This is a genomic window from Streptomyces amakusaensis (assembly GCF_039532665.1).
GTDB lineage: Bacteria > Actinomycetota > Actinomycetes > Streptomycetales > Streptomycetaceae > Streptomyces > Streptomyces amakusaensis.
In genome coordinates this window covers 134,679-154,279 of record NZ_BAAASB010000013.1, presented here as the reverse complement: position 1 = coordinate 154,279, position 19,601 = coordinate 134,679, and the positions used below count along the sequence as shown (strand labels likewise).

General features: G+C 73.1%; 19 protein-coding genes. 10 read left to right on the top strand and 9 right to left on the bottom strand.

All coding sequences use genetic code 11. The annotated features are described in order from the left end of the window. The first annotated feature begins 81 nt into the window (after nt 1–81). The 3 genes from ABD371_RS23475 (at nt 82) to ABD371_RS23465 (ending at nt 3,384) form a co-directional block, all read left to right on the top strand. Entirely contained in the window at nt 82–1,416 is a 1,335-nt protein-coding gene (locus tag ABD371_RS23475) for a glycosyltransferase family 4 protein (protein ID WP_344479855.1), read from the top strand. Between the two features lie 118 nt (nt 1,417–1,534). Next, nucleotides 1,535–2,314 (top strand): class I SAM-dependent methyltransferase, encoded by a 780-nt coding sequence (locus ABD371_RS23470; RefSeq protein WP_344479853.1) that lies wholly within the window; start codon nt 1,535–1,537, stop codon nt 2,312–2,314. Further along, nucleotides 2,311–3,384, top strand: coding sequence for a prenyltransferase/squalene oxidase repeat-containing protein (locus ABD371_RS23465; protein WP_344479852.1), 1,074 nt, complete (start codon nt 2,311–2,313; stop codon nt 3,382–3,384). Before ABD371_RS23470 ends, ABD371_RS23465 begins: the two co-directional genes overlap by 4 nt. Nucleotides 3,385–3,410: 26 nt before the next feature. Here ABD371_RS23465 and ABD371_RS23460 read toward each other — a convergent pair whose 3' ends face one another. Further along, on the bottom strand, nt 3,411–4,421 hold the full coding sequence (locus ABD371_RS23460) for an LLM class F420-dependent oxidoreductase (protein WP_344480025.1): 1,011 nt from the start codon (nt 4,419–4,421) through the stop codon (nt 3,411–3,413). 160 nt (nt 4,422–4,581) lie between these two features. On the opposite strand from ABD371_RS23460, the gene ABD371_RS23455 reads away from it, so the two are divergent. After that, complete coding sequence (locus tag ABD371_RS23455; RefSeq protein WP_344479850.1) at nt 4,582–5,016, top strand: nuclear transport factor 2 family protein; 435 nt, start codon at nt 4,582–4,584, stop codon at nt 5,014–5,016. Nucleotides 5,017–5,120: 104 nt separating this feature from the next. On the opposite strand, the gene ABD371_RS23450 is transcribed toward ABD371_RS23455, so the two are convergent. From ABD371_RS23450 to ABD371_RS23440, 3 genes are all read right to left on the bottom strand, one after another. Beyond that, complete coding sequence (locus ABD371_RS23450; protein WP_344479849.1) at nt 5,121–5,936, bottom strand: hypothetical protein; 816 nt, start codon at nt 5,934–5,936, stop codon at nt 5,121–5,123. 170 nt (nt 5,937–6,106) lie between these two features. Next, a complete protein-coding gene (locus ABD371_RS23445; RefSeq protein WP_344479847.1) occupies nt 6,107–7,066 on the bottom strand; it encodes an N-acetylmuramoyl-L-alanine amidase in 960 nt (319 codons plus the stop codon). Nucleotides 7,067–7,182: 116 nt separating this feature from the next. Then, entirely contained in the window at nt 7,183–7,830 is a 648-nt protein-coding gene (locus ABD371_RS23440; RefSeq protein ID WP_344479846.1) for a class I SAM-dependent methyltransferase, read from the bottom strand. 192 nt (nt 7,831–8,022) lie between these two features. Here ABD371_RS23440 and soxR point away from each other — a divergent pair, with 192 nt between their 5' ends. The 3 genes from soxR (at nt 8,023) to ABD371_RS23425 (ending at nt 11,399) form a co-directional block, all read left to right on the top strand. Beyond that, on the top strand, nt 8,023–8,526 hold the full coding sequence (soxR, locus tag ABD371_RS23435; protein ID WP_344479844.1) for a redox-sensitive transcriptional activator SoxR: 504 nt from the start codon (nt 8,023–8,025) through the stop codon (nt 8,524–8,526). 137 nt (nt 8,527–8,663) lie between these two features. Then, nucleotides 8,664–9,869 (top strand): thiolase C-terminal domain-containing protein, encoded by a 1,206-nt coding sequence (locus ABD371_RS23430; protein WP_344479843.1) that lies wholly within the window; start codon nt 8,664–8,666, stop codon nt 9,867–9,869. 63 nt (nt 9,870–9,932) lie between these two features. Then, entirely contained in the window at nt 9,933–11,399 is a 1,467-nt protein-coding gene (locus ABD371_RS23425; protein ID WP_344479841.1) for an MFS transporter, read from the top strand. Between the two features lie 28 nt (nt 11,400–11,427). Here the strand turns inward: ABD371_RS23425 and ABD371_RS23420 are convergent, their stop codons facing one another. From ABD371_RS23420 to ABD371_RS23410, 3 genes are all read right to left on the bottom strand, one after another. Continuing rightward, a complete protein-coding gene (locus ABD371_RS23420) occupies nt 11,428–12,060 on the bottom strand; it encodes a response regulator (RefSeq protein WP_344480023.1) in 633 nt (210 codons plus the stop codon). A gap of 140 nt (nt 12,061–12,200) precedes the next feature. Beyond that, nucleotides 12,201–13,421, bottom strand: a complete 1,221-nt coding sequence (locus tag ABD371_RS23415; protein ID WP_344479839.1) for a sensor histidine kinase — start codon at nt 13,419–13,421, stop codon at nt 12,201–12,203. Nucleotides 13,422–13,539: 118 nt separating this feature from the next. Beyond that, nucleotides 13,540–14,472 carry an ABC transporter ATP-binding protein gene (locus ABD371_RS23410; protein WP_344479838.1) on the bottom strand — a complete coding sequence of 311 codons (933 nt, stop codon included), beginning with the start codon at nt 14,470–14,472 and terminating at the stop codon, nt 13,540–13,542. A 360-nt stretch (nt 14,473–14,832) separates the two neighbouring features. Here ABD371_RS23410 and ABD371_RS23405 point away from each other — a divergent pair, with 360 nt between their 5' ends. From ABD371_RS23405 to ABD371_RS23395, 3 genes are all read left to right on the top strand, one after another. Continuing rightward, nucleotides 14,833–15,744: a MaoC/PaaZ C-terminal domain-containing protein gene (locus ABD371_RS23405; protein ID WP_344479836.1), complete on the top strand. Its 912-nt coding sequence runs from the start codon at nt 14,833–14,835 to the stop codon at nt 15,742–15,744. Between the two features lie 66 nt (nt 15,745–15,810). Beyond that, entirely contained in the window at nt 15,811–16,887 is a 1,077-nt protein-coding gene (locus ABD371_RS23400) for a Zn-dependent alcohol dehydrogenase (RefSeq protein WP_344479835.1), read from the top strand. 99 nt (nt 16,888–16,986) lie between these two features. Beyond that, nucleotides 16,987–17,940 carry a 3-oxoacyl-ACP reductase gene (locus ABD371_RS23395; protein WP_344479833.1) on the top strand — a complete coding sequence of 318 codons (954 nt, stop codon included), beginning with the start codon at nt 16,987–16,989 and terminating at the stop codon, nt 17,938–17,940. Nucleotides 17,941–18,149: 209 nt separating this feature from the next. Here the strand turns inward: ABD371_RS23395 and ABD371_RS23390 are convergent, their stop codons facing one another. Further along, the gene (locus tag ABD371_RS23390; protein WP_344479832.1) at nt 18,150–18,314 is read right to left on the bottom strand and encodes a hypothetical protein; all 165 of its coding nucleotides are present in this window, start codon (nt 18,312–18,314) and stop codon (nt 18,150–18,152) included. 52 nt (nt 18,315–18,366) lie between these two features. Beyond that, nucleotides 18,367–19,578 carry a hypothetical protein gene (locus tag ABD371_RS23385; RefSeq protein WP_344479830.1) on the bottom strand — a complete coding sequence of 404 codons (1,212 nt, stop codon included), beginning with the start codon at nt 19,576–19,578 and terminating at the stop codon, nt 18,367–18,369. Nucleotides 19,579–19,601 lie beyond the last annotated feature (23 nt).

Genomic DNA, 19,601 nt, shown 5'->3' with positions numbered 1-19,601 from the left:
GAGCGACCAAGTCTGAAACTTGTTCTAGATTAGCGCGAGCGGTTACGCTCCGGCGAAACGCAGTGATGAAGGGGGCCGTGAGTGACCGCTGAGGCCATCGAGGCCGGCCCTCACGCGAGCCCGGAAAAGGGCCTTCGCGCCGGCTCCGGCACCACCACCGCGGCCGACGGCGGCCCGCCCCTGCGGATCGCCCTCCTCAGCTACAAGGGCAACCCCTTCTGCGGCGGCCAGGGCGTCTACGTCCGCCATCTCTCCCGCGAACTGGCCCGTCTGGGCCACCGCGTGGAGGTGATCGGGGCCCAGCCCTACCCCGTGCTCGACGAGGGCGTGACCCTCACCGAACTCGCCAGCCTCGACCTCTACCGCAGCCCCGACCCCTTCCGCACCCCGGGCCGCGACGAGTACCGCGACTGGATCGACGCGCTGGAGGTCGCCACGATGTGGACCGGCGGCTTCCCCGAGCCGCTGACGTTCTCCCTGCGCGCCCGCCGCCATCTCGCCGCCCGGCGCGGACAGTTCGACGTCGTCCACGACAACCAGACCCTCGGCTACGGACTCCTCGGCGACCTCGGCGCGCCCCTGGTCACCACGGTCCACCACCCCATCACCGTCGACCGCAAGCTCGACCTGGCCGCCGCCGACAGCCGCCGCCGGCGGGCCTCCGTACGCCGCTGGTACGGCTTCACCCGCATGCAGCGGCGAGTCGCCCGCAGGCTGCCGTCCGTGCTCACCGTCTCCGGCTCCTCCCGGCAGGAGATCGTGGACCACCTCGGCGTACGGCCGGACCGCGTCGACGTCGTCCACATCGGGGCCGACACCGACCTCTTCTCGCCCGACCCCGCGGTCCCGGAGATCCCCGGCCGGATCGTCACCACCTCCAGCGCCGATGTGCCGCTCAAGGGCCTCGTCCACCTGGTGGAGGCGCTCGCGCTGCTCCGGGCCGAACACCCCCGCGCCCATCTCGTGGTCGTCGGCAAGCGCGCCGAGGACGGCCCGGTCGCCCGCGCCATGGCCCGCCACGGCCTCACCGACGCCATCGAGTTCGTCAAGGGCATCACCGACGCCGAACTGGTCGACCTCGTGCGCGGCGCGCAGATCGCCTGCGTTCCCTCGCTGTACGAGGGGTTCTCCCTGCCCGCCGCCGAGGCGATGGCCACCGGCACCCCGCTGGTCGCCACGACCGGCGGCGCGATCCCCGAGGTCTCGGGACCCGACGGCGAGAGCTGTCTCGCCGTCCCGCCCGGCGACGCGCCCGCGCTCGCCGCCGCGCTCGGCCGCCTCCTCGGCGACCCCGGACTCCGGGCCAGGCTGGGCGAGGCCGGACGGCAGCGGGTGCTGGAGCGATTCACCTGGACGAAAGCGGCGCAGGGGACGGTGGAGCTGTACCGCGCGGCGATCTCCCGGGTGGCCCGTTGACCCGGCAGCACGCCCCGGCCGCACCACCCGCCTTCCCCTTCCCCGCCCCGTACCGCCGCCCTGCCGCAACCCGTCCTCGTCCCTGCCCCCCAACCCTCGACTGCGAAAGCGGGAACCTGTGCTGACCGTCGACTTCTCCCGCTTTCCGCTCGCGGCGGGCGACCGCGTCCTCGACCTGGGCTGCGGCGCGGGACGGCACGCCTTCGAGTGCTACCGGCGCGGAGCCAGGGTCGTCGCCCTCGACCGGAACGCCGAGGAGATCCGCGAGGTCGCCCGGTGGTTCGCGGCGATGAAGGCGGAGGGCGAGGCCCCCGAGGGCGCGACCGCCACCGCCATGGAGGGCGACGCGCTCAACCTCCCCTTCCCCGACGAGTCCTTCGACGTCGTGATCATCTCCGAGGTGATGGAGCACATCCCCGACGACAAGGGCGTACTCGCCGAGATGGTGCGCGTGCTCAGGCCCGGCGGCCGGATCGCGGTCACCGTGCCCCGGTACGGGCCCGAGAAGATCTGCTGGGCGCTCAGCGACGCCTACCACGAGGTCGAGGGCGGCCACATCCGGATCTACAAGGCCGACGAACTCCTCGCCAGGATCGAGGAGGCCGGCCTCGTCCCCTACGGCACCCACCACGCCCACGCGCTGCACAGCCCCTACTGGTGGCTCAAATGCGCCTTCGGCGTGGACAACGACAAGGCCCTCCCGGTCAAGGCGTACCACCAGCTCCTGGTCTGGGACATCATGAAGAAGCCGCTCGCCACCCGGCTCGCCGAACAGGCGCTCAACCCGCTGATCGGCAAGAGCTTCGTCGCCTACGCCACCAAGCCCCAGCTCCCCGCGACCGAGTCCGAGCCCGCGACCGACACCGCGACCACTACCGAGACCGGGGCGAAGGCGTGACCACACCCCGTACCGAACACCTGGTCCTCCCCGGCGTCCTCACCGCCGAAGAGGCCGCCGAGACCGTCGCCGGCATCCTCGCCACCCAGCGCGAGGACGGCGCCATCCCCTGGTTCCGGGGCCACCACCTCGACCCGTGGGACCACATCGAGGCCGCCATGGCCCTGGACGCGGCGGGCGAGCACGAGGCCGCGGCACGCGCGTACGCCTGGCTGCTGCGCCACCAGAACGAGGACGGCTCCTGGTACGCCGCCTACCACGACGGAGACCCGGACCGGCCCACCGACCGGAGCCGCGAATCCAACTTCTGCGCCTATGCCGCCGTCGGCGTCTGGCACCACTTCCTCGCCACCGGCGACGAGGCCTTCCTCGACCGGATGTGGCCCGTGGTGTACGCGGCCGTCGAGTTCACCCTGCGGCTCCAGCGGCCCGGCGGCCAGATCGGCTGGAAGCGCGAGGCCGACGGCACCCCCGTCACCGACGCGCTGCTGACCGGCAGTTCGTCGATACACCACGCGCTGCGCTGCGCCCTGGCCATCGCCGACGAGCGCGAGGAGCCCCAGCCGGACTGGGAGCTGGCGGCGGGCGCGCTCGCCCACGCCGTGCGGAGCCACCCCGAACGCTTCCTGGACAAGAACCACTACTCCATGGACTGGTACTACCCGGTCCTGGGCGGCGCGATCACCGGGCCGGAGGCCAAGGCCCGGATCGAGGAGCGCTGGGACGAGTTCGTCGTCCCCGGCCTCGGTGTGCGCTGTGTCCTGCCCAACCCCTGGGTGACCGGCGGCGAGAGCTGTGAACTGGCCCTGACGCTCTGGGTGATGGGGGAGTCCGACCGGGCGCTGGAGATACTCCAGTCCCTCGCGCATCTCCGCGCCCCGGACGGCATGTACTGGACCGGCTATGTCTTCGAGGGCGACCGGGCGATCTGGCCGGAGGAGCGCACCTCCTGGACGGCCGGCTCACTGCTGCTCGCGGTCGCCGCGCTCGGCGGTGACGAGGCGACCACCGCGGTCTTCGGCGGGGAGCGGCTGCCGAGCGGGCTCGCCCCCGACTGCTGCGAGCGCTGACCCCGTACGGTCCCGGTCCCGTACGGTCAGAGCACCAGCTCCGCCAGGGTCCGCAGGGTGAGGGTGTCCGGGGCGGTCAGCAGCAGATCCGTCACCGGCCCGGACCGCCATGCCGAGAGCCGTTCGGCGATCCGCTCCCTGGGCCCGACGAGCGAGATCTCGTCGGCGTAGGCGTCGGGCACCGCCCGCACCGCCTCTTCCCGCCGGCCCTCGGCGAACAGCCGCTGAACGAGCCGCGCCTCGCACTCGTACCCCGTACGCGCCATCAGATCGGCGTGGAAGTTCCTGCTCGTGTGCCCCATGCCCCCGAGGTAGAAGCCGAGCGCGGCCTTGACCGGCAGCAGCCCCTCCGCGACGTCGTCGCAGACCCGGGCGTGCGCCATCGGCGCGACCATGAAGCCCTCGGGCGCGGCGGCGAGCGCCTCGCGGTGGGCGCCCGCGTGCGAGGGGGACCAGTGGAGCGGGATCCAGCCGTCGGCGATCCGGACCGTCTGGGCGATGTTCTTGGGACCTTCCGCGCCGATGAGCAGCGGAAGCCCGGCCCGCAGGGGGTGGGTGATCGGCTTGAGGGCCCGGCCGAGCCCGGTGCCGTCCGGCCCCCGGTAGGGGTGCGGGTGGAAGCGGCCCGCCAGCTCGACGGGGCCCTGTCTGCGCAGGACTTGGCGGATCACCGAGACGTACTCCCGGGTCGCGGTGAGCGGGGAGCTGGGGAAGGGTCTGCCGTACCACCCCTCCACCACCTGCGGCCCCGAGAGGCCCAGGCCGAGCAGCATCCGCCCGCCGGAGAGATGGTCCAGGGTGAGCGCGTGCATCGCGGTCGCGGTGGGGGCGCGGGCGGCCATCTGCGCGACGGCGGTGCCCAGTCTGATCCGTGAGGTGTGCGCGGCGATCCAGGTGAGCGGGGTGAAGGCGTCGGAGCCCCAGGCCTCGGCGGTCCACACCGAGTCGTAGCCCAGCCGCTCGGCCTCCCGTACGAGAGCGAGACGGCCGGGCGCGGGGCCCCGGCCCCAGTAACCGAGCGCCAGTCCCAGTCGCAGCCCCACGTTCCCGCCCTCTCTCTGTATCTGATGGTGCGTCAGACTACGCCCGCCGCTCGCCGGGGGGAAGGGGAATGGCTAATCAAGTTTGACTAGTCGCGGAAACGGGGATAACGTTCCCGACTGTCCGAGCGTGATCGTTCCGAACGGGAGAATCCGTATGTCCTTGCTGCCCGACGCCGGCTACACCCCCACCGCCGACGAGCTGGCCGAGATCCACACATGGTTCGCCGTCTACGAGAAGTACAGCGCCGAGCACCGGATCGAGAGCATGGCCGATGTCGCGGTCTTCCCCCTCAACCTGGTCAGCGACGACTCCAAGGGTGAGGGCGCGTCGGCCCAGTGGGACCGGAAGCGGTTCGTCGAGACCATGACCCAGGTGATGGACGGGGCCGGTGAGGACATCGGCTTCGAGTCCACCCGTACGCCCGTCTTCCTCTCGTCCGCCATGGTGGTCGTCTTCACCGACTCCGTCATGACCTCGGGGGGACAGTCCCAGCAGCTGCCGAGGTACGCCGACATCCTGATCAAGCGGAACGGCGCATGGGCGTTCCAGACCATGATCCAGAGCGGCTGGGGAGAGAACCTCGGCTGAGGCACGACACGTGACGCGTGACGCGTGACGCATGACGGAGGGGTGCCGCCGGATTCGCTCCGGCGGCACCCCTCCGTGTGTTCGCTTCGTGTGTCTCCGGCGGATCAGCCGCGCTGGATGCCCGAGGTGTCCTGGAGCACTCCGCGCCGGCCGTCCTGTGTCTGGGCGATCAGGCCCGAGCCGCGCTGCTCGACCGCGAGGTACCAGGTGCCCGGCGCGAGTTCCGCGATCGGGGTGGGGGAGCCGTCCTCGCCGTACAGCGGACGGGCCACCGGCACCGCGAACCAGAACGGCGCGAAGTCGGCCGCCGGGGCCGGCTGCGGCGCGGCGGCGGGGCCGGGCTGGGCCGGCTGGCCGCCGTAGGAGGGCTGGGACTGGCCGGGCTGCTGACCGCCGTACGGCTGCTGCTGCGCGCCGGGGTAGCCGTAGCCGCTCTGCGGCTGGCCGCCGTAGGGCGCGGGGGCCGCCGGGCGCGGAGCCCCGAGGAGCGGGGCCTTGAGCGCCGGGACCAGCTGGCCGCCGACCGCGCCCGCCGCCAGCACGAGGGCCGCGACGAAGCCGAGGATCAGACCGGTGCCCGCGTCGGGGTCCAGCTCGCCGTTGAACGAGCCCGCCGGGTCGAAGATCGCACCCAGCCCGGACCAGGCCGTGAAGATCGCCAGCGCGATGCCGAAGTGGCCCAGCTCGATGCCGAGCAGCTTCGGCGGCCGGGGCAGCAGATGGGAGAGGACGATCAGAACCGCGCTGATGATGCCCGCCAGATACACGCCGAGCAGCAGGGAGCCGTTGTCCCAGGCGTTGGGCACATCACCGCAGAGGGCGCCGGAGCAGTCGATCGTATCCAGGAACGAGGCGATGAACAGCAGTACCGCTGCTCCGATCACCACGCCATCACCTCGTGTGAGGGAGCGGATGTTCACGTAAAAAGTCCTTCTTGGGTCGTCTCATCGGGGCGGTCTTCGCTGCCGCCCCGGGGCGGTGTGCGTGGCGCGGGGCCGGGGTGGAGCCCGGGTGGGGCCGGGGGTGGGCTCCCCCTCGTGGGAGTGAATCTATCGTCTGCCCGTTCCGGTCGTCTGCCGGGCGTCGGGAGTCATCTCGTCCCCGAGGGGGCCGGAGGGGGCGGTTCCGAGTGTGTGGACAACTGGGCGTGGAGCCCGTCCGCGATGCCCTGCGCGGCCCGCTGCCGCCATCCTGCGCTGGTCAGCAGCGCCGCGTCCGCCGGGTCGCGCATGTTGCCGCACTCGATGAACACCTTGGGCACGGTGGACAGATTGAGCCCGCCCAGATCGGTGCGCACATCCAGTCCGGTGCCGCCGCCGATGTAGTTGGACCGCTCGCTCCCGGTGGCGCGGGCGAAGGCCCCCGCGATCCGCTCGCCCAGCTCGCGCGAGGGGCCGACGATCTTCCGGGTGTCCGCCTCGCCCGCCCTGACCGGGCCGGGCAGGATCAGATGGAAGCCGCGGCTGCCCCTGGCCGCGCCGTCGGCGTGGACGGAGACGACGGCGTCGGCGCGGGCCCGGTTGCCGATCCTGGCGCGCTCGTCCACACAGGGGCCGAACTCCCGGTCCCCGTCATGGGTCAGCTCGACGCGCGCGCCCCGCTCTTCGAGGAGTGCGCGCAGCCGCCGGGAGACATCGCGGGTGAAGGCGGCCTCGGTGTAGCCGTCGTCGGTCGAGGTGCCCGTCGCGTCGCACGGCTTCCGGTTGGTCCCGATGTCCACGAGCGCGTTGATCTCGTCCGGGTGCCGGAAGTTGCCGGGGTTGTGACCGGGGTCGATGACGATCGTACGGCCGTGGAGCGGGCCCCGGCCGCCGCCGTCCTCGGGGCGCTTCGCCGCAGTGGACGGCGGCGGCGAACCGGGGCCCGTACGCGCACTCGTACCGGGTGACGCGGGCGTCCCGGAAGGCCGGGCCCCGCTCTCCTGGGCCCCGCTCACCGACTCTATGGCCAGCCACCCCGCGAGCGCCGCGGCCGGCACGAGCACGGCGGCGGCGATGGCGGACGGGCCGGGCCTCGGGCGGCGGGGGCGGTCGGTCTCGTCGTACGACACCTGCGCGATGGTAGGGGATCGCCGCCCGTCCGCGCGGTGCGCCCCGGCCCGGTGCGCCGGACAAGGGGGGCCATTCCGGGACCGGTACGGACGGACCCGCCGCCGGGCCGCTGGGTTCAGACGCCGGGGCCGGTGCGCCGGAGCACGCGCAGCGAGTCGGTCACGGAGACCTCGGTGAACGCGCCGGAGTCCAGCGCCCGCCGGTAGACCCGGTACGGGGCCTGGCCGCCGTCGGCCGGGTCGGGGAAGACGTCGTGGATCACCAGCAGCCCGCCGACGGCCAGCCGGGGGGCCCATCCCTCGTAGTCGCCGTTCGCGTGCTCGTCGGTGTGCCCGCCGTCGATGAAGACCAGCCCGAGGGGGGTGCTCCAGACCCGGGCCACCTGCGGGGAGCGGCCGACCACCGCGATGACGTGGTCCTCCAGCCCCGCACGGTGCAGGGTGCGCCGGAAGGCCGGCAGCGTGTCCATCCGCCCCACCTCCGGGTCCACCACCGACGGATCGTGGTACTCCCACCCCTCCTGCTGCTCCTCGCTGCCCCGGTGGTGGTCGACGGTGACCGCCGTCGTGCCCGCCGCCCGCGCCGCGTCGGCGAGCAGGATCGTCGACCGCCCGCAGTACGTCCCCACCTCCAGCAGCGGCAGCCCGAGCGCTCCCGCCTCCACGGCGGCCCCGTACAGGGCGAGCCCCTCCACCCGGGGCATGAACCCCTTGGCGCTCTCGAAGGCGGCGAGTATCTCCGGCTGGGGGACGGCTTCGTGCATGGCGGGTGTTCCTCCGGGAGGCGGGGCGGGGTGTGTGCCTCTCGACGGTACGGGGTGCTCCCGGGCCGTCGCCCGGCGCCCGGGAGCCCGTCACGCCGTATCTCCGCCACATCTCCGCCAGGGCTTTGGGCGGGCCGGAGGGCGGTGGATACGCTGGGACTCCGAGTCGACGTGAGGTCGAGGTGAATGGCCGTGAAGGCTCCGACGGACCTGCTCACCGTCGGCGAGGTCGCCAGCCGGACGGGGATAGCCGCCTCGGCGGTCCGTTTCTACGAGGAGCGGGGGCTGATCTCCGCCGAGCGCACCGGGGGCAATCAGCGCCGTTACCCCCGGCATGTGCTGCGGCGGATCTCGCTGATCCTGGTGGCCAAGCGGATGGGCATCCCGCTCTCCGAGGTGGCCGACGTCTTCGCGACCCTGCCGAACGGCCGGATGCCCGGCAAGCGCGACTGGGAACGCATCTCCCAGCACTGGGCCGATCTTCTGGCGGCCCGCCGGCGGGCCATCGAGGAGCTGGAGCGCGAGATCACCGGCTGCATCGGCTGCGGCTGTCTCTCCCTCCAGCGCTGCCGGGTCCTCAACCCCGGCGACGACCTCGCCGGACAGGGCCCGGGCCCCCGCCGGCTGCCGGGCCCGGACACCGCGCACAGTGGCGACCCGGCCGGTGCCGATCCTGCCGGCGGGCGGGGCCGCTGAGGCCTGTCGGCTTCAGATCGGCGCGGGGACGATCGAGCGCCTCCCGGTCGCCGGGCCGGCGGGCCTACCATCGAACAGGAACGTGTTCTACTCTGCGGGCCCAGGGGCTCCCGGGCGACCGAAGGAGAGAGCGCGTCATGGTGAAGAGTCACGCGAAGAGCTATGTCGTCGGCGTCGGCATGACCCGGTTCGAGAAGCCGGGGGCCAGGGAGTGGTCCTACGGGGACATGGCCGCCGAGGCCGGCTCCCAGGCGCTCGCCGACGCCGGGATCTCGTACGAGGACGTCGAACAGGTCCCTGTGGGCCACTGCTTACAGCCCTCCACGGCCGGGCAGCGCGCCGTCTACGGACTGGGGCTGACGGGGGTCCCCGTCTACAACGTGAACAACAACTGCGCCACCGGTGCCACCGCGCTGATGATGGCCCGTCAGCTCGTGGCGGGCGGCATCAGCGACTGTGTGCTCGCCCTCGGCTTCGAGCGGATGCGCAAGGGCGCGCTCGGCGGCGGCGCGAGCGGCGGCGACCTCGCGGCCTCGCCCGTGGCCCGGCACTACGGGGTGATGGCGGCGGGCCACGGCTTCGCGGCCTCGCCGCCCGCCGCGCAGATCTTCGGCAACGCGGCCCGTGAGCACATGGACCGCCACGGGACCACCGAGGCCCAGCTCGCGGCCGTCGCGGCCAAGAACCACCGGCACTCGGCGCTCAACCCCCGCGCGCAGTTCCAGGACGTCTACTCCGTCGAGGAGATCCTCGCCGACAGGACCGTCCACGCGCCCCTGACCAGGCTCCAGTGCTCGCCCACCTCCGACGGCGCGGCGGCGGCGGTCGTCGTGTCGGAACGCTTCGCCGCCGAGCGCGGACTGCGCGCCAGGGCCGTGGAGATCGCCGCCCAGACGATGACGACCGACACCGGCGCGTCCTTCGACTCCGGCTCCTGCATCGACGTCGTGGGACGGCCGATGTCACGGGCGGCGGCGCTCGCGGTGTACGAGTCCTCGGGCCTGGGCATCGAGGACGTCGACGTCCTCGAACTCCACGACTGCTTCTCGATCAATGAACTCCTCACCTACGAGGCGCTCGGCATGTGCCCGGACGGCGCGTCCGGGAAGCTGGTGGAGAGCGGCGCGACGACCTACGGCGGCCGGTGGGTGGTCAATCCCTCCGGCGGGCTGATCTCCAAGGGGCATCCGCTCGGCGCGACCGGGCTGGCCCAGACCGCCGAGCTGGTCTGGCAGCTGCGCGGCGAGGCCGGCCCCCGCCAGGTCCCCGGAGCCGGAGTCGGCCTCGCCCACAACATCGGCCTCGGCGGAGCCGCCGTCGTCACCCTCTTCCGCAAGCCCTAGCCCTAGCCCTCCACCCGAACCACCCCGATATCCGGATGTACGGACCCGAACGCGGCTGAGACCATGACAGCCATGGTCCAAGCCCCGGCAGATGCCCAGCAGAGCCGAATATCCCCCTCCGCAGCCCGCCCCGCCCGTACCTGGCTGGTGATCCTCGCCGCCAGCGCCGGTCAGTTCCTCGTCGTCCTCGATGTCTCCGTCGTCAATGTGGCGCTCCCCTCGATGCGCGCCGACCTCGGCCTCTCCACCACCGGTCTGCAATGGGTGCTCAACGCCTACTCCATCGCGTTCGCCGGGTTCATGCTCTTCGGCGGCCGGGCGGCCGATCTCTTCGGCCGCAAGCGGACCTTCATCTTCGGGCTCGGGCTCTTCACCGCCGCCTCTCTCGCGGGCGGCCTCGCCCAGGAGGGCTGGCAGCTGCTCGCCGCCCGCGCGGTCCAGGGACTGGGGGCCGCCGTGCTCGCGCCGGCGACCCTCACCATCGTGACCGCCGCCGTCCCGCCGGGACCGGCCCGCACCCGGGCGATCGGCACCTGGTCGGCGGTGGGCGCGGCGGGCGGCGCGGCCGGTGGTTTCGTCGGCGGCGTCCTCACCGATCTGCTCTCCTGGCGCTGGGTGCTGCTGATCAATGTGCCGGTCGGCGCGCTGGTGCTGCTCGGTGCGGCGATCTGGCTCACCGAGAGCCGGGCCGGCGCGGGCCGCCGGCTGGACCTCCCGGGCGCGATCCTGGTCACGGGCGGCCTGGCCGCCGTCGCCTACGGCATCGTCCAGACCGAGGAGTCCGGCTGGACCGCCGCCGCCACCCTGCTGCCGCTCTCCGCCGGACTCGCGCTGCTCGGGCTCTTCGTGGCCGTCGAGTCGCGGACGGCGGCCCCGCTGATGCCGCTGAAACTCTTCCGCTCCCGGGCGGTCACGGCGGCCAATGTGACGATGATGCTCTGCGGTTCGTCCTCCTTCGCCATGTGGTTCTTCATGACGGTGTACGCGCAGAACGTGCTCGGCTACACCCCGCTGGAAGCGGGCCTCGCCCTCGTCCCCAGCTCCATCAGCGTGATCATCGGCTCCAAACTCGCCCCCCGGCTGATGGCACGCGCCGGAGCCGTGAACATCGCCGCCGCCGGAGCGCTGATCGCCGCCGCCGGCTTCGGCTGGCAGTCCCTGATGACCGCCGACGGCACCTTCCTCACCACGATCCTGGGCCCCGGCATCCTGATGATGATGGGTATCGGCCTCGCCGCCACCCCGCTCGCCTCCCTCGCCACCGCCGGGGCCGAGCCGGGCGACGCGGGACTGGTCTCCGGAATGATCAACACCTCCCGCACCATGGGCGGCGCGCTCGGCCTCGCCGTGCTCTCCACCGTCGCCGCCTCCCGCACCGGCGGCAGCACCGCCCCGGCGGACCTGGCGGCCGGATACGCGCTGGCCTTCCGGGTCGGCACCGGCCTGCTGTTCACCTGCGCCGTGCTCTGCCTGCTCTGGCTGCCCCGCCGCACCGAACAGCCCACCGGACACCCCGCCGAACAGTCCTGAGGACTGTCCCGGCCGAACAGCCCCGGCGCTACAGCCAGCCCTGACGGCGGGCCGCCCGCACCGCCTCCATACGGTTGCGGGTGCCCGTCTTCCCGATCGCGGACGAGAGATAGTTCCGCACCGTCGACTCCGACAGATGCACCGCCCCCGCGATGTCCGCCACGGTCGCCCCGTCCACCGCCGCGTTCAGCACATCCCGCTCCCGCACGGTCAGCGGGCTCGGCCCGGCGCTCAACGCGGCGGCGGCGAGCGCCGGATCGATCACGGTCTCCCCGGTCAGCACCCGCCGGATCGCCCGCGCCAACTCCTCCACCGGCCCGTCCTTGACCAGGAACCCCACCGCCCCCGCCTCCATCGCCCGGCGCAGATACCCCGGCCTGCCGAACGTCGTCAGAATCAGCACCCGGCACTCCGGAACCTCGTCCCGCAGCTCGGCCGCCGCGTCCAGACCGCTGCGCCCCGGCAGTTCGATGTCCAGCAGGGCCACATCCGGCCGCACCTCCAGAGCCTTGGGGGTGATCTCGTCCCCCCGGCCCACCTGGGCGACCACCTCCATGTCGGGCTCCATCCCGAGGAGCATCGCCAGCGCTCCCCGCAGCATGCCCTGGTCCTCGGCGAGCAGCAGGCGTACGGACTTGGCGGGCCGGTGGTCCCGGGGCATCTCTTCCACGGCATCATCGTAGGCTCGCCCGCCGCTGCACCCCCTCCGCCGGGCGGAGGACGGGACCACGCCTCCCCGGGGCGACGGCGAGGCGCTTGGGGCGGCCGGCCCTCGAACCCCGGTGTCCGGCACGCGGCGCTCTACCGGGCCGGCCCCGCCCCCGGTATCGCTTCCGCTCTCGTCCCGGAGAGGAACGCCATCGGGTCGTCGTCCATCGGGAGTTCCGCGCTGACCCGGAAGCCGCCACGGCCGAGCGGCCCGGCCTCCAGCGAGCCGCCCACCGCCGCGAGCCGCTCGGCCAGACCCCGCAGCCCGGTCCCGTCCGCCCGCGACGCCGGATCCGCCGGATCCGCCGCGAACGGAGCATCCTTCTCCCGCCCGCCGGCCGGGACCCCCACACCGTCGTCCACGACGGTGACCCGGGCCCGGTCCGCCGTGCCGCGCACCGTGATCTCACAGGTCGTCGCGGCACTGTGCCGCACCGCGTTGGTCACCGCCTCCCGCACCACCCACCCCAGCAGCGCCGCCGTCTGCGGCGCGAGCGGCGTCCCCGACTGATGGACGACGGGCTCGATCCCGGACGCGGTCAGCGCCAGCCGCGCACGGTCCAGCTCGGTGGTGAGGGTGCCCTCCCGATAGCCCGTGACCGCCTCACGGATCTCGGTGAGGGCCTGCCGGCCGACCGACTCGATGTCCGCTATCTCGGCCAGCGCGGCCTCCATGTCCTTGGGCCCCAGCCGCCGGGCGACCTCCGACTTCACCACGATCACCGACAGCGTGTGCCCGAGCAGATCGTGCAGATCGCGGGAGAAGCGCAGCCGCTCCTTCTCGACGGCGATGCGCGCCAGCTCCTGACGGGTCTCCAGCAGCTTCCCCACCGCCTCGGAGAGCGCCAGGATCGCCGTCGACACCATCCCCGAGATGAATGTCCCGTAGGCGATGCCGACCGCGCCCCAGCCCTCCCGCAGAAACGCGACCCCGCTCGCCCCGACCGTCAGCAGGACGATCCATATCTTCACCTGCCGCCCGCGCAGCACCGTGCCCGTCGCCAGCCCGAGCAGCGGGAAGAAGAGCAGCCAGGCTCCGCCGTACCCGGCCGCCAGCCCGAAGCCGATGACGGCGAGGGCCAGCAGCAGCCAGCGGGTGGCGGGAGCCTCCCGGGTGGTCTTGTCGAAGGCGCGGAAGGCGAGGTTCACATAGAGGGTGTTGAAGACCAGCAGCCCGATGCCGCCGATCCACGGGTAGGGAGTCCCGCCCTGGAACAGGGTGGAGAGCGCACCCGTCCCCAACAGCAGCCAGGGCAGCATCGCGAAGCTGCTGGGCGGCCCCAGCTCACTGGGGTGCGCCCCGATTCTCTTCATCCACATCGCTGGTTCCCGCTTCCCCCGAGGGCGGTGCCGTACCGCCCTCGGCCACCGACGGTACGAGACGGCCGGCTCCCCGCGCACGGCGAGGGTCCGGCTCCCCGCGCGGCACCTCTCACCGGGCGAGCGAGGCGCTCAGCAAGGTCGCCTCCAGCCGGGAGGTCAGGGCGAGAAAGGCGTCTTCGAGGGAGACGGGGGCGACTTCCAGCCCCCGTATGGCGTCCATTCTGGCGAGGGCGACGACCGTGGCATCGGCATCGGTGGTGGCGAGCCGGGCCCGGTCGCGCCGTATCTCCACGGAGACGACGCCCGGCAGTTCGGTGAGGCCGTGGCTGCCCCGGCCGGCCAGATCGACCGCGACGACGGTGCCGCCGGCCGAGCGCCGCAGCTCCTCGCCATTGCCGTCGGCGACGATCCGGCCGTGGTCCATCACCACTATCCGGTCGGCGTTGTCGTCGGCCTCCTCCAGATAGTGGGTGGAGAACACGACGGTGTTGCCCCGCCCCGCGTATCCGTGGACGGCCGCCCAGAAGGCGGTGCGCGCCTTGGCGTCCAGACCGGCGGTGGGCTCGTCCAGAATGATCAGCTCGGGGTCGCCGATCAGTGCGAGGGCGAACCGCAGCCGCCGCGCCTCGCCGTCGGAGAGCAGATCCGCGCGGCGGTCGGCCAACTCGGTGAGACCGGCCAGCCGCAGCACCTCGGGGACGGCCAGCGGGCTCGGGAAGGTGTGGGAGGCGAAGGCTATCTGCTCCCGGACCGTGGTCCGGGGGATCGGCCGGCAGTTGTCCAGCATGAAGCCGACCCGCCCCAGGGCCACCGCCTGTGCCGGGGAGTCGCCGAAGAGGCTGACACCGCCGGAGTCGGGGGCGGTCAGACCGAGCATCAGACCGATCGCGGTGGACTTTCCCGAGCCGTGACGGCCGAGGAGCGCCACCGTCTCGCCGCGCCGGACCGTGAGGTCGACGCAGTCCACGGCGGGCAGGGAACCGAAGGACTTGGCAGCCCCGCCGAGGTTCACAGCGGGTGCCGCAGAGGGAGTCTGGGTCATGGGAGCAACGCTACGGAGGCCCCCGCGCGCACGGCAGATGCGCAATGTACGGACTCGGCAGTGACAAATGTCCCGGCCCGCCCACCGCCCACCACCACCGCCTCATCTGCCCAGCCCCCCTGTCCGACATCCCGTCAATCCTCTTCACAACCGCCGGGCCCTGCGTTATACAGGGGACCGGCCAATTCTGGAACGCGTTCTAGAACCGGCGCCCGGCCACCGGTTCCGTGCGCCCCCGTGACGACCTCGGTGCGGCCGGCGGTGCGGACGTCCGCACCGGGGTCTCCCACCCGCGCGCGCCCACCCGCGCGCCGCCCGAACCCCGCTCGTGACCCCGTCCGACCAGCGAGGGAGCAGCCCATGCCCATCGACCCCGTCAGGGCCGTAGCCGCCGCCCCCCGCCGTGCCGAGATCAGCTGGGACCACCGGGACGTCCAGCTCTACCACCTCGGTATCGGCGCGGGAGTCCCCGCCACCGACCCCGCCGAACTCCGCTACACCCTGGAGTCCCGGCTCCAGGTGCTGCCGAGCTTCGCCACCGTCGCGGGCGCGGCCCGGACCACCGAACGGGGCGAGGCCGGCCCTCCGGGCACGGCCGCCACCCCGGGCACGAGCATCGGCCCCGGCATCGACGTCGACCTCGCCTCCGTCCTGCACGGCGGCCAGTCGGTCCGTGTCCACCGGCCCCTGCCGCCCCGTGGCACCGCCCTCTCCACCTCCAAGGTCGCCGCCGTGTACGACAAGGGCAAGGCGGCGGTCCTGGTGCTGCGCACGGAGGTCTCCGACGCCGACGGCCCGCTGTGGACCGGCCAATCCCAGATCTACGTCCGGGGCGAGGGGGGCTTCGGCGGCGACCGGGGCCCCTCCGTCCGCGCCGAACCGCCCTCCGGCGACCTCGGCGACCCCGGCAAACCCGACGAGACGGTGGAGAAGCGGACGCGCGAGGACCAGGCGCTGCTCTACCGGCTCTCCGGCGACCTCAACCCGCTCCACGCGGAACCGGAGTTCGCCGCCCGGGCGGGCTTCGACCGGCCCATCCTGCACGGCCTCTGCTCGTACGGAATGACGCTCAAGGCGGTGGTGGACACCCTGCTCGGCGGTGACGCGGCCCGGGTCCGCTCGTACACCGCCCGCTTCGCCGGGGTGGTGTTCCCCGGCGAGACCCTCCGTATCCGGATGTGGAGCGGGGCGGACCGCGTCCGGGCGTCCGTCACCGCCGTCGAACGCGACGACGCGCCGGTGCTCGCGGACGCCGTCGTCGAGCACACCTGAGCCCCACCCCACGAGAACCGGAACCCGAACCGGAACCAGAACCGGAACCACGAGAGGAGCCGCACCGTGCGCGCAGCCGTACTCCACGAGACCGGGCAGCTGAAGCTCGATGTGCTGGACGACGTCGAGGCCGTGGGCTTTGGCCCGGGGAAGGTCAGGGTCCGGATCCGGGCCACCGGACTGTGTCACTCCGATGTCTCCGCGATGAACGGAGTCCTGCCGCAGCCCGCCCCGTTCGTCCCCGGCCACGAGGGCGCGGGCGAGGTCGTCGAGGTCGGCGACGGGGTCACCGGACTCCGGCCGGGGGACCGGATCCTGGTCTGCTGGCTTCCGCCGTGCGGTACGTGTCCCTCCTGCCGGCGCGGCCAGGGCCGGCTGTGCCTGGCCGGATTCCTCAACGCGGGCACCCCCAACTTCAGGCGCTCCGGCGGCGATGTCTTCGGCTTCGCGGGCACCGGCACCTTCGCCGAGGAGGCCGTGATCGACGCGGCCTGCGCCGTGCCCATCCCCGACGACGTGCCCTTCGACATCGCCGCCCTGATCGGCTGCGGAGTGACCACAGGCCTCGGTGCGGCGATCAACACGGCCGAGGTGGAAGCCGGTTCCTCGGTCGCCGTCATCGGCTGCGGCGGGGTCGGAATCTCCGTGATCCAGGGTGCCGGGCTCAAGGGCGCGGCCCGGATCGTCGCCGTCGACCCCATCGCCTCCCGCCGCGAGGCGGCCCTCCGCTTCGGCGCGACGGAGGCGGTGGCCCCCGAAGGGCTCGGCGAGGCGCGGAAGCGGATCACCGGGGGCGAGGGCTTCGACTATGTCTTCGAGGTGGTCGGCAAGTCCGCCACCGCCCGTACGGCGTACGAGGCGACCCGGCGCGGCGGCACCCTCTGCGTCGTCGGCGCGGGCTCGATGGACGACTTCCTCCGGCTCAACATGTTCGAGCTGTTCTTCGACGAGAAACGGATCCTGCCGTCGATGTACGGGGGAGGGGACGTGCTCGCCTCCTACGAACGGGCGATCGCGCTCTGGCGGGCGGGCCGCGTCGACCTGGAGTCGATGATCACCCACCGGGTGCCGCTGGCCCGGATCAACGACGCGCTGGAGCAGATGCGTACGGGGGAGGCGCTCCGCACCTGCGTCGAGATCTGACGCCCCGCGCCGCCCCAGCCCACCAAAGACACCAAAGACACCAAGACACCAAGACACCAAGACACCAAAGGCCGAAGACGGAAGCCGAAGGGGAATCGGATGTCTCAGCAACCGCTCGACGGACTCTCCGCGATCGTCACCGGGGCCGGCCGGGGCCTCGGCCGCGCGGAGGCGCGCGAACTGGCCCGCCTCGGCGCGAGCGTGGTCGTCAACGACTACGGAGCGCCCGGCCGCGACGGATCGGGCGCGGCCTCGGCCGCCCCGGCCGACGAGGTCGTCGCGGAGATCCGCGCCGCCGGGGGCACGGCGGTCGCGCACCACGGCGACGTCGCCGACCACGAGCGGGCCCGGGAGCTGATCGGCCTCGCCGTCGACACGTTCGGCAAGCTGGACATCCTGGTCAACAACGCGGGCATCCTCCGGGACCGGATGATCTTCTCGATGAGCGAGAGCGAGTGGGACACGGTGGTACGGGTCCACCTCAAGGGCCACTTCAACACCACCCGCTATGCCTCGGCGCACTGGCGCGAGCGCTCCAAGGCGGCGGGCGGGCCGGTGTACGGCCGGATCGTCAACACCTCCTCGGAGGCTTTCCTCGCCGGGTCGGCGGGGCAGCCGAATTACGCGGCGGCCAAGGGGGGCGTCGTGGGGCTGACGGTCTCCACGGCGCTCGCGCTGGCGAAGTACGGCGTCACGGCGAATGTGATCTGTCCCCGGGCGCGGACCCGGATGACCGAGGACGTCTTCGCCGGTTTCGCGGAGCCGGAGCCCGGGGCGCTCGATCCGCTCTCGCCCGAGCATGTCTCGCCGCTCGTCGGCTATCTCGCCTCGCCCGCGGCCTCGGCGGTCAACGGCCAGCTGCTCGTGGTCCACGGCGGGCTGGTGGCGGTGGTGGAGCGGCCCAGGGTGGCGGCGCGGTTCGACACGGTGAAGGAGGTCTTCACCTACGAGGAGCTGGACGCGGTGCTCACCCCGTACTACGCGGCCGGCCCGCCGGGAGTGACGTTCGCGGCGACGGAGGTGCTGGGGCTGCGCCATGAGCGGGGGCGGTGAGTGTGCCCGGGGCCGGAGTGCCCGGGGCCGGCCCCGGGAGGAAAGCCGGGCCTGCCCGGACACCCAGAGGTGGGGCTCTGGGGGGCGGGCGGGCCCGGTGTGAATTCAGCGGCCGTGAATTCAGCGGCCGTGAGTCAGCGGCCGGAATTCGGTGAACGTGAGCCGGTGACCCGAAGCGCGAGAGTCAACGGCGCCGTGCCAGGCGGCGGTCAGGAAGCCTGGTCCGCCGACGGTCTGCGGTGCTTGCCGTGCGGCTCGGCCGCCGGCTCCTCCTGCGCGGCCGCGACCCCCCGGTGCTTCCCTGCCCTCTCCCTCTCCGACTCCTCCAGCCCGTGCTGACGACCCTCAGTCGTGACGGTTCGTGCATCAGACATCTGAAAACTTCCCCCAGTGCGTGATCGCTAGTAACTTCGCAGCCCGCAGAGTTTATCCAAGCCCCATCCGCCCCACGAGCGGAGCCTGTTGCAGAGGCACCGGCCTACGACCGGCGGGTGCGACCCGCGAGACGGGCGCGACCTGCGCGCCCGTCCCGGCCGACACCGCCGCAACGCCGGGTGCCCCCGATACTGTTCCCTCCCGCGCGAACACCCCCGCCGCGTCCAGCCGCGCCACCCCGCACCCCTCCGCGTCCCTGACGCACGGCAGCCCCAGCACCCCGTCCCCGCTCCAGGTCCCGGCCCCCGCCAGCCACCCGGCGGGCGGCGCCAGCAGATGCAGTCGACGCCCCGCCGGCCGCCACACCCCCACCCGGCTCCCCGCCGGCCCCTCGATCCGCAGCGCCACCCCGCAGCTCTCCGGCCGCAGTGCCTGCCCGGACTGCACCGCGAACGGCGTCACCGCGCACCCCGCCGGCCGCAGGCTCTCCGGGAAGCGCACCGGCCGGTGGCTTCCCAGCACCCCCCACCCCAGCCGCTCCTGCCCCGGCGCGTTCGACCTGATCAGCAGGAGTCCGCTGTCGGGCTCCGCGAGCAGCAGCCGGTCGTCGCTCCCCTCGGCGATCTGGAGCAGCGGCGAGACCTCCCCGCCCCGCGCGAGATCCACCGTCACCGTCTTGACCGGCCCCCGCCCCAGCCGCCGGTCGAGCGCCAGCATCCGGCCCGTGCGGTCCAGCCACACCCCGCCCGTGCAGTGGCCGGGCACCTCGGCGACATGCTCGGGGCCGAAGGTGCCCCCGGCCACCAGCCAGACCGAGGTCGAGCGCTCCCCGGGCACCACGGCGTAGGCCCGTGTCCCGTCCGGCGCGGGCGGCAGCAGCCGCAGCTCGCCCGACTCGACCCCGCCGAGCGGGATCTCCCCGGTGCCCGGTCCGGTCGGGTACACCAGCGAGAAGAGATGCCGTCCGGTCACCCGCCGCCGGATCAGCACCCGCCCGTCGGTGAGCGGCAGCACATCGGTGCCGCGCTCCTCGGGCTGGCCGAGCGGCAGCGGTACGGCGTAGGGCTCGGGCCCGTCCAGCGTCCACCGCTCCGCGAAGAGCGCCTCACCCGCTCCCGCGAGCCGGGCCGCGTACGCGCCGTTCGCGGTGATCGTGATCCCTTGAGGGGCCCCTTGGGCGGCCCCTCCGGCACTCCCTCGGGCGGTCCCGCCACCGGCCTTCGTCGCCCGTTCCGTGGCATTCTCGATGGCACAGACTGTCATCGGTCAGTCACCTCCAGTGACGA

Excerpts from the sequence above, each read along its gene's own strand:
- ABD371_RS23410 (WP_344479838.1), bottom strand. The coding sequence starts at position 14,472 with ATGACCCAGACTCCCTCTGCGGCACCCGCTGTGAACCTCGGCGGGGCT.
- ABD371_RS23420 (WP_344480023.1), bottom strand. The coding sequence starts at position 12,060 with ATGCCCCGGGACCACCGGCCCGCCAAGTCCGTACGCCTGCTGCTCGCC.
- ABD371_RS23455 (WP_344479850.1), top strand. The coding sequence starts at position 4,582 with ATGTCCTTGCTGCCCGACGCCGGCTACACCCCCACCGCCGACGAGCTG.
- ABD371_RS23430 (WP_344479843.1), top strand. The coding sequence starts at position 8,664 with ATGGTGAAGAGTCACGCGAAGAGCTATGTCGTCGGCGTCGGCATGACC.
- ABD371_RS23415 (WP_344479839.1), bottom strand. The coding sequence starts at position 13,421 with ATGAAGAGAATCGGGGCGCACCCCAGTGAGCTGGGGCCGCCCAGCAGC.
- ABD371_RS23405 (WP_344479836.1), top strand. The coding sequence starts at position 14,833 with ATGCCCATCGACCCCGTCAGGGCCGTAGCCGCCGCCCCCCGCCGTGCC.
- ABD371_RS23395 (WP_344479833.1), top strand. The coding sequence starts at position 16,987 with ATGTCTCAGCAACCGCTCGACGGACTCTCCGCGATCGTCACCGGGGCC.
- ABD371_RS23440 (WP_344479846.1), bottom strand. The coding sequence starts at position 7,830 with ATGCACGAAGCCGTCCCCCAGCCGGAGATACTCGCCGCCTTCGAGAGC.
- ABD371_RS23385 (WP_344479830.1), bottom strand. The coding sequence starts at position 19,578 with ATGACAGTCTGTGCCATCGAGAATGCCACGGAACGGGCGACGAAGGCC.
- ABD371_RS23425 (WP_344479841.1), top strand. The coding sequence starts at position 9,933 with ATGACAGCCATGGTCCAAGCCCCGGCAGATGCCCAGCAGAGCCGAATA.
- ABD371_RS23390 (WP_344479832.1), bottom strand. The coding sequence starts at position 18,314 with ATGTCTGATGCACGAACCGTCACGACTGAGGGTCGTCAGCACGGGCTG.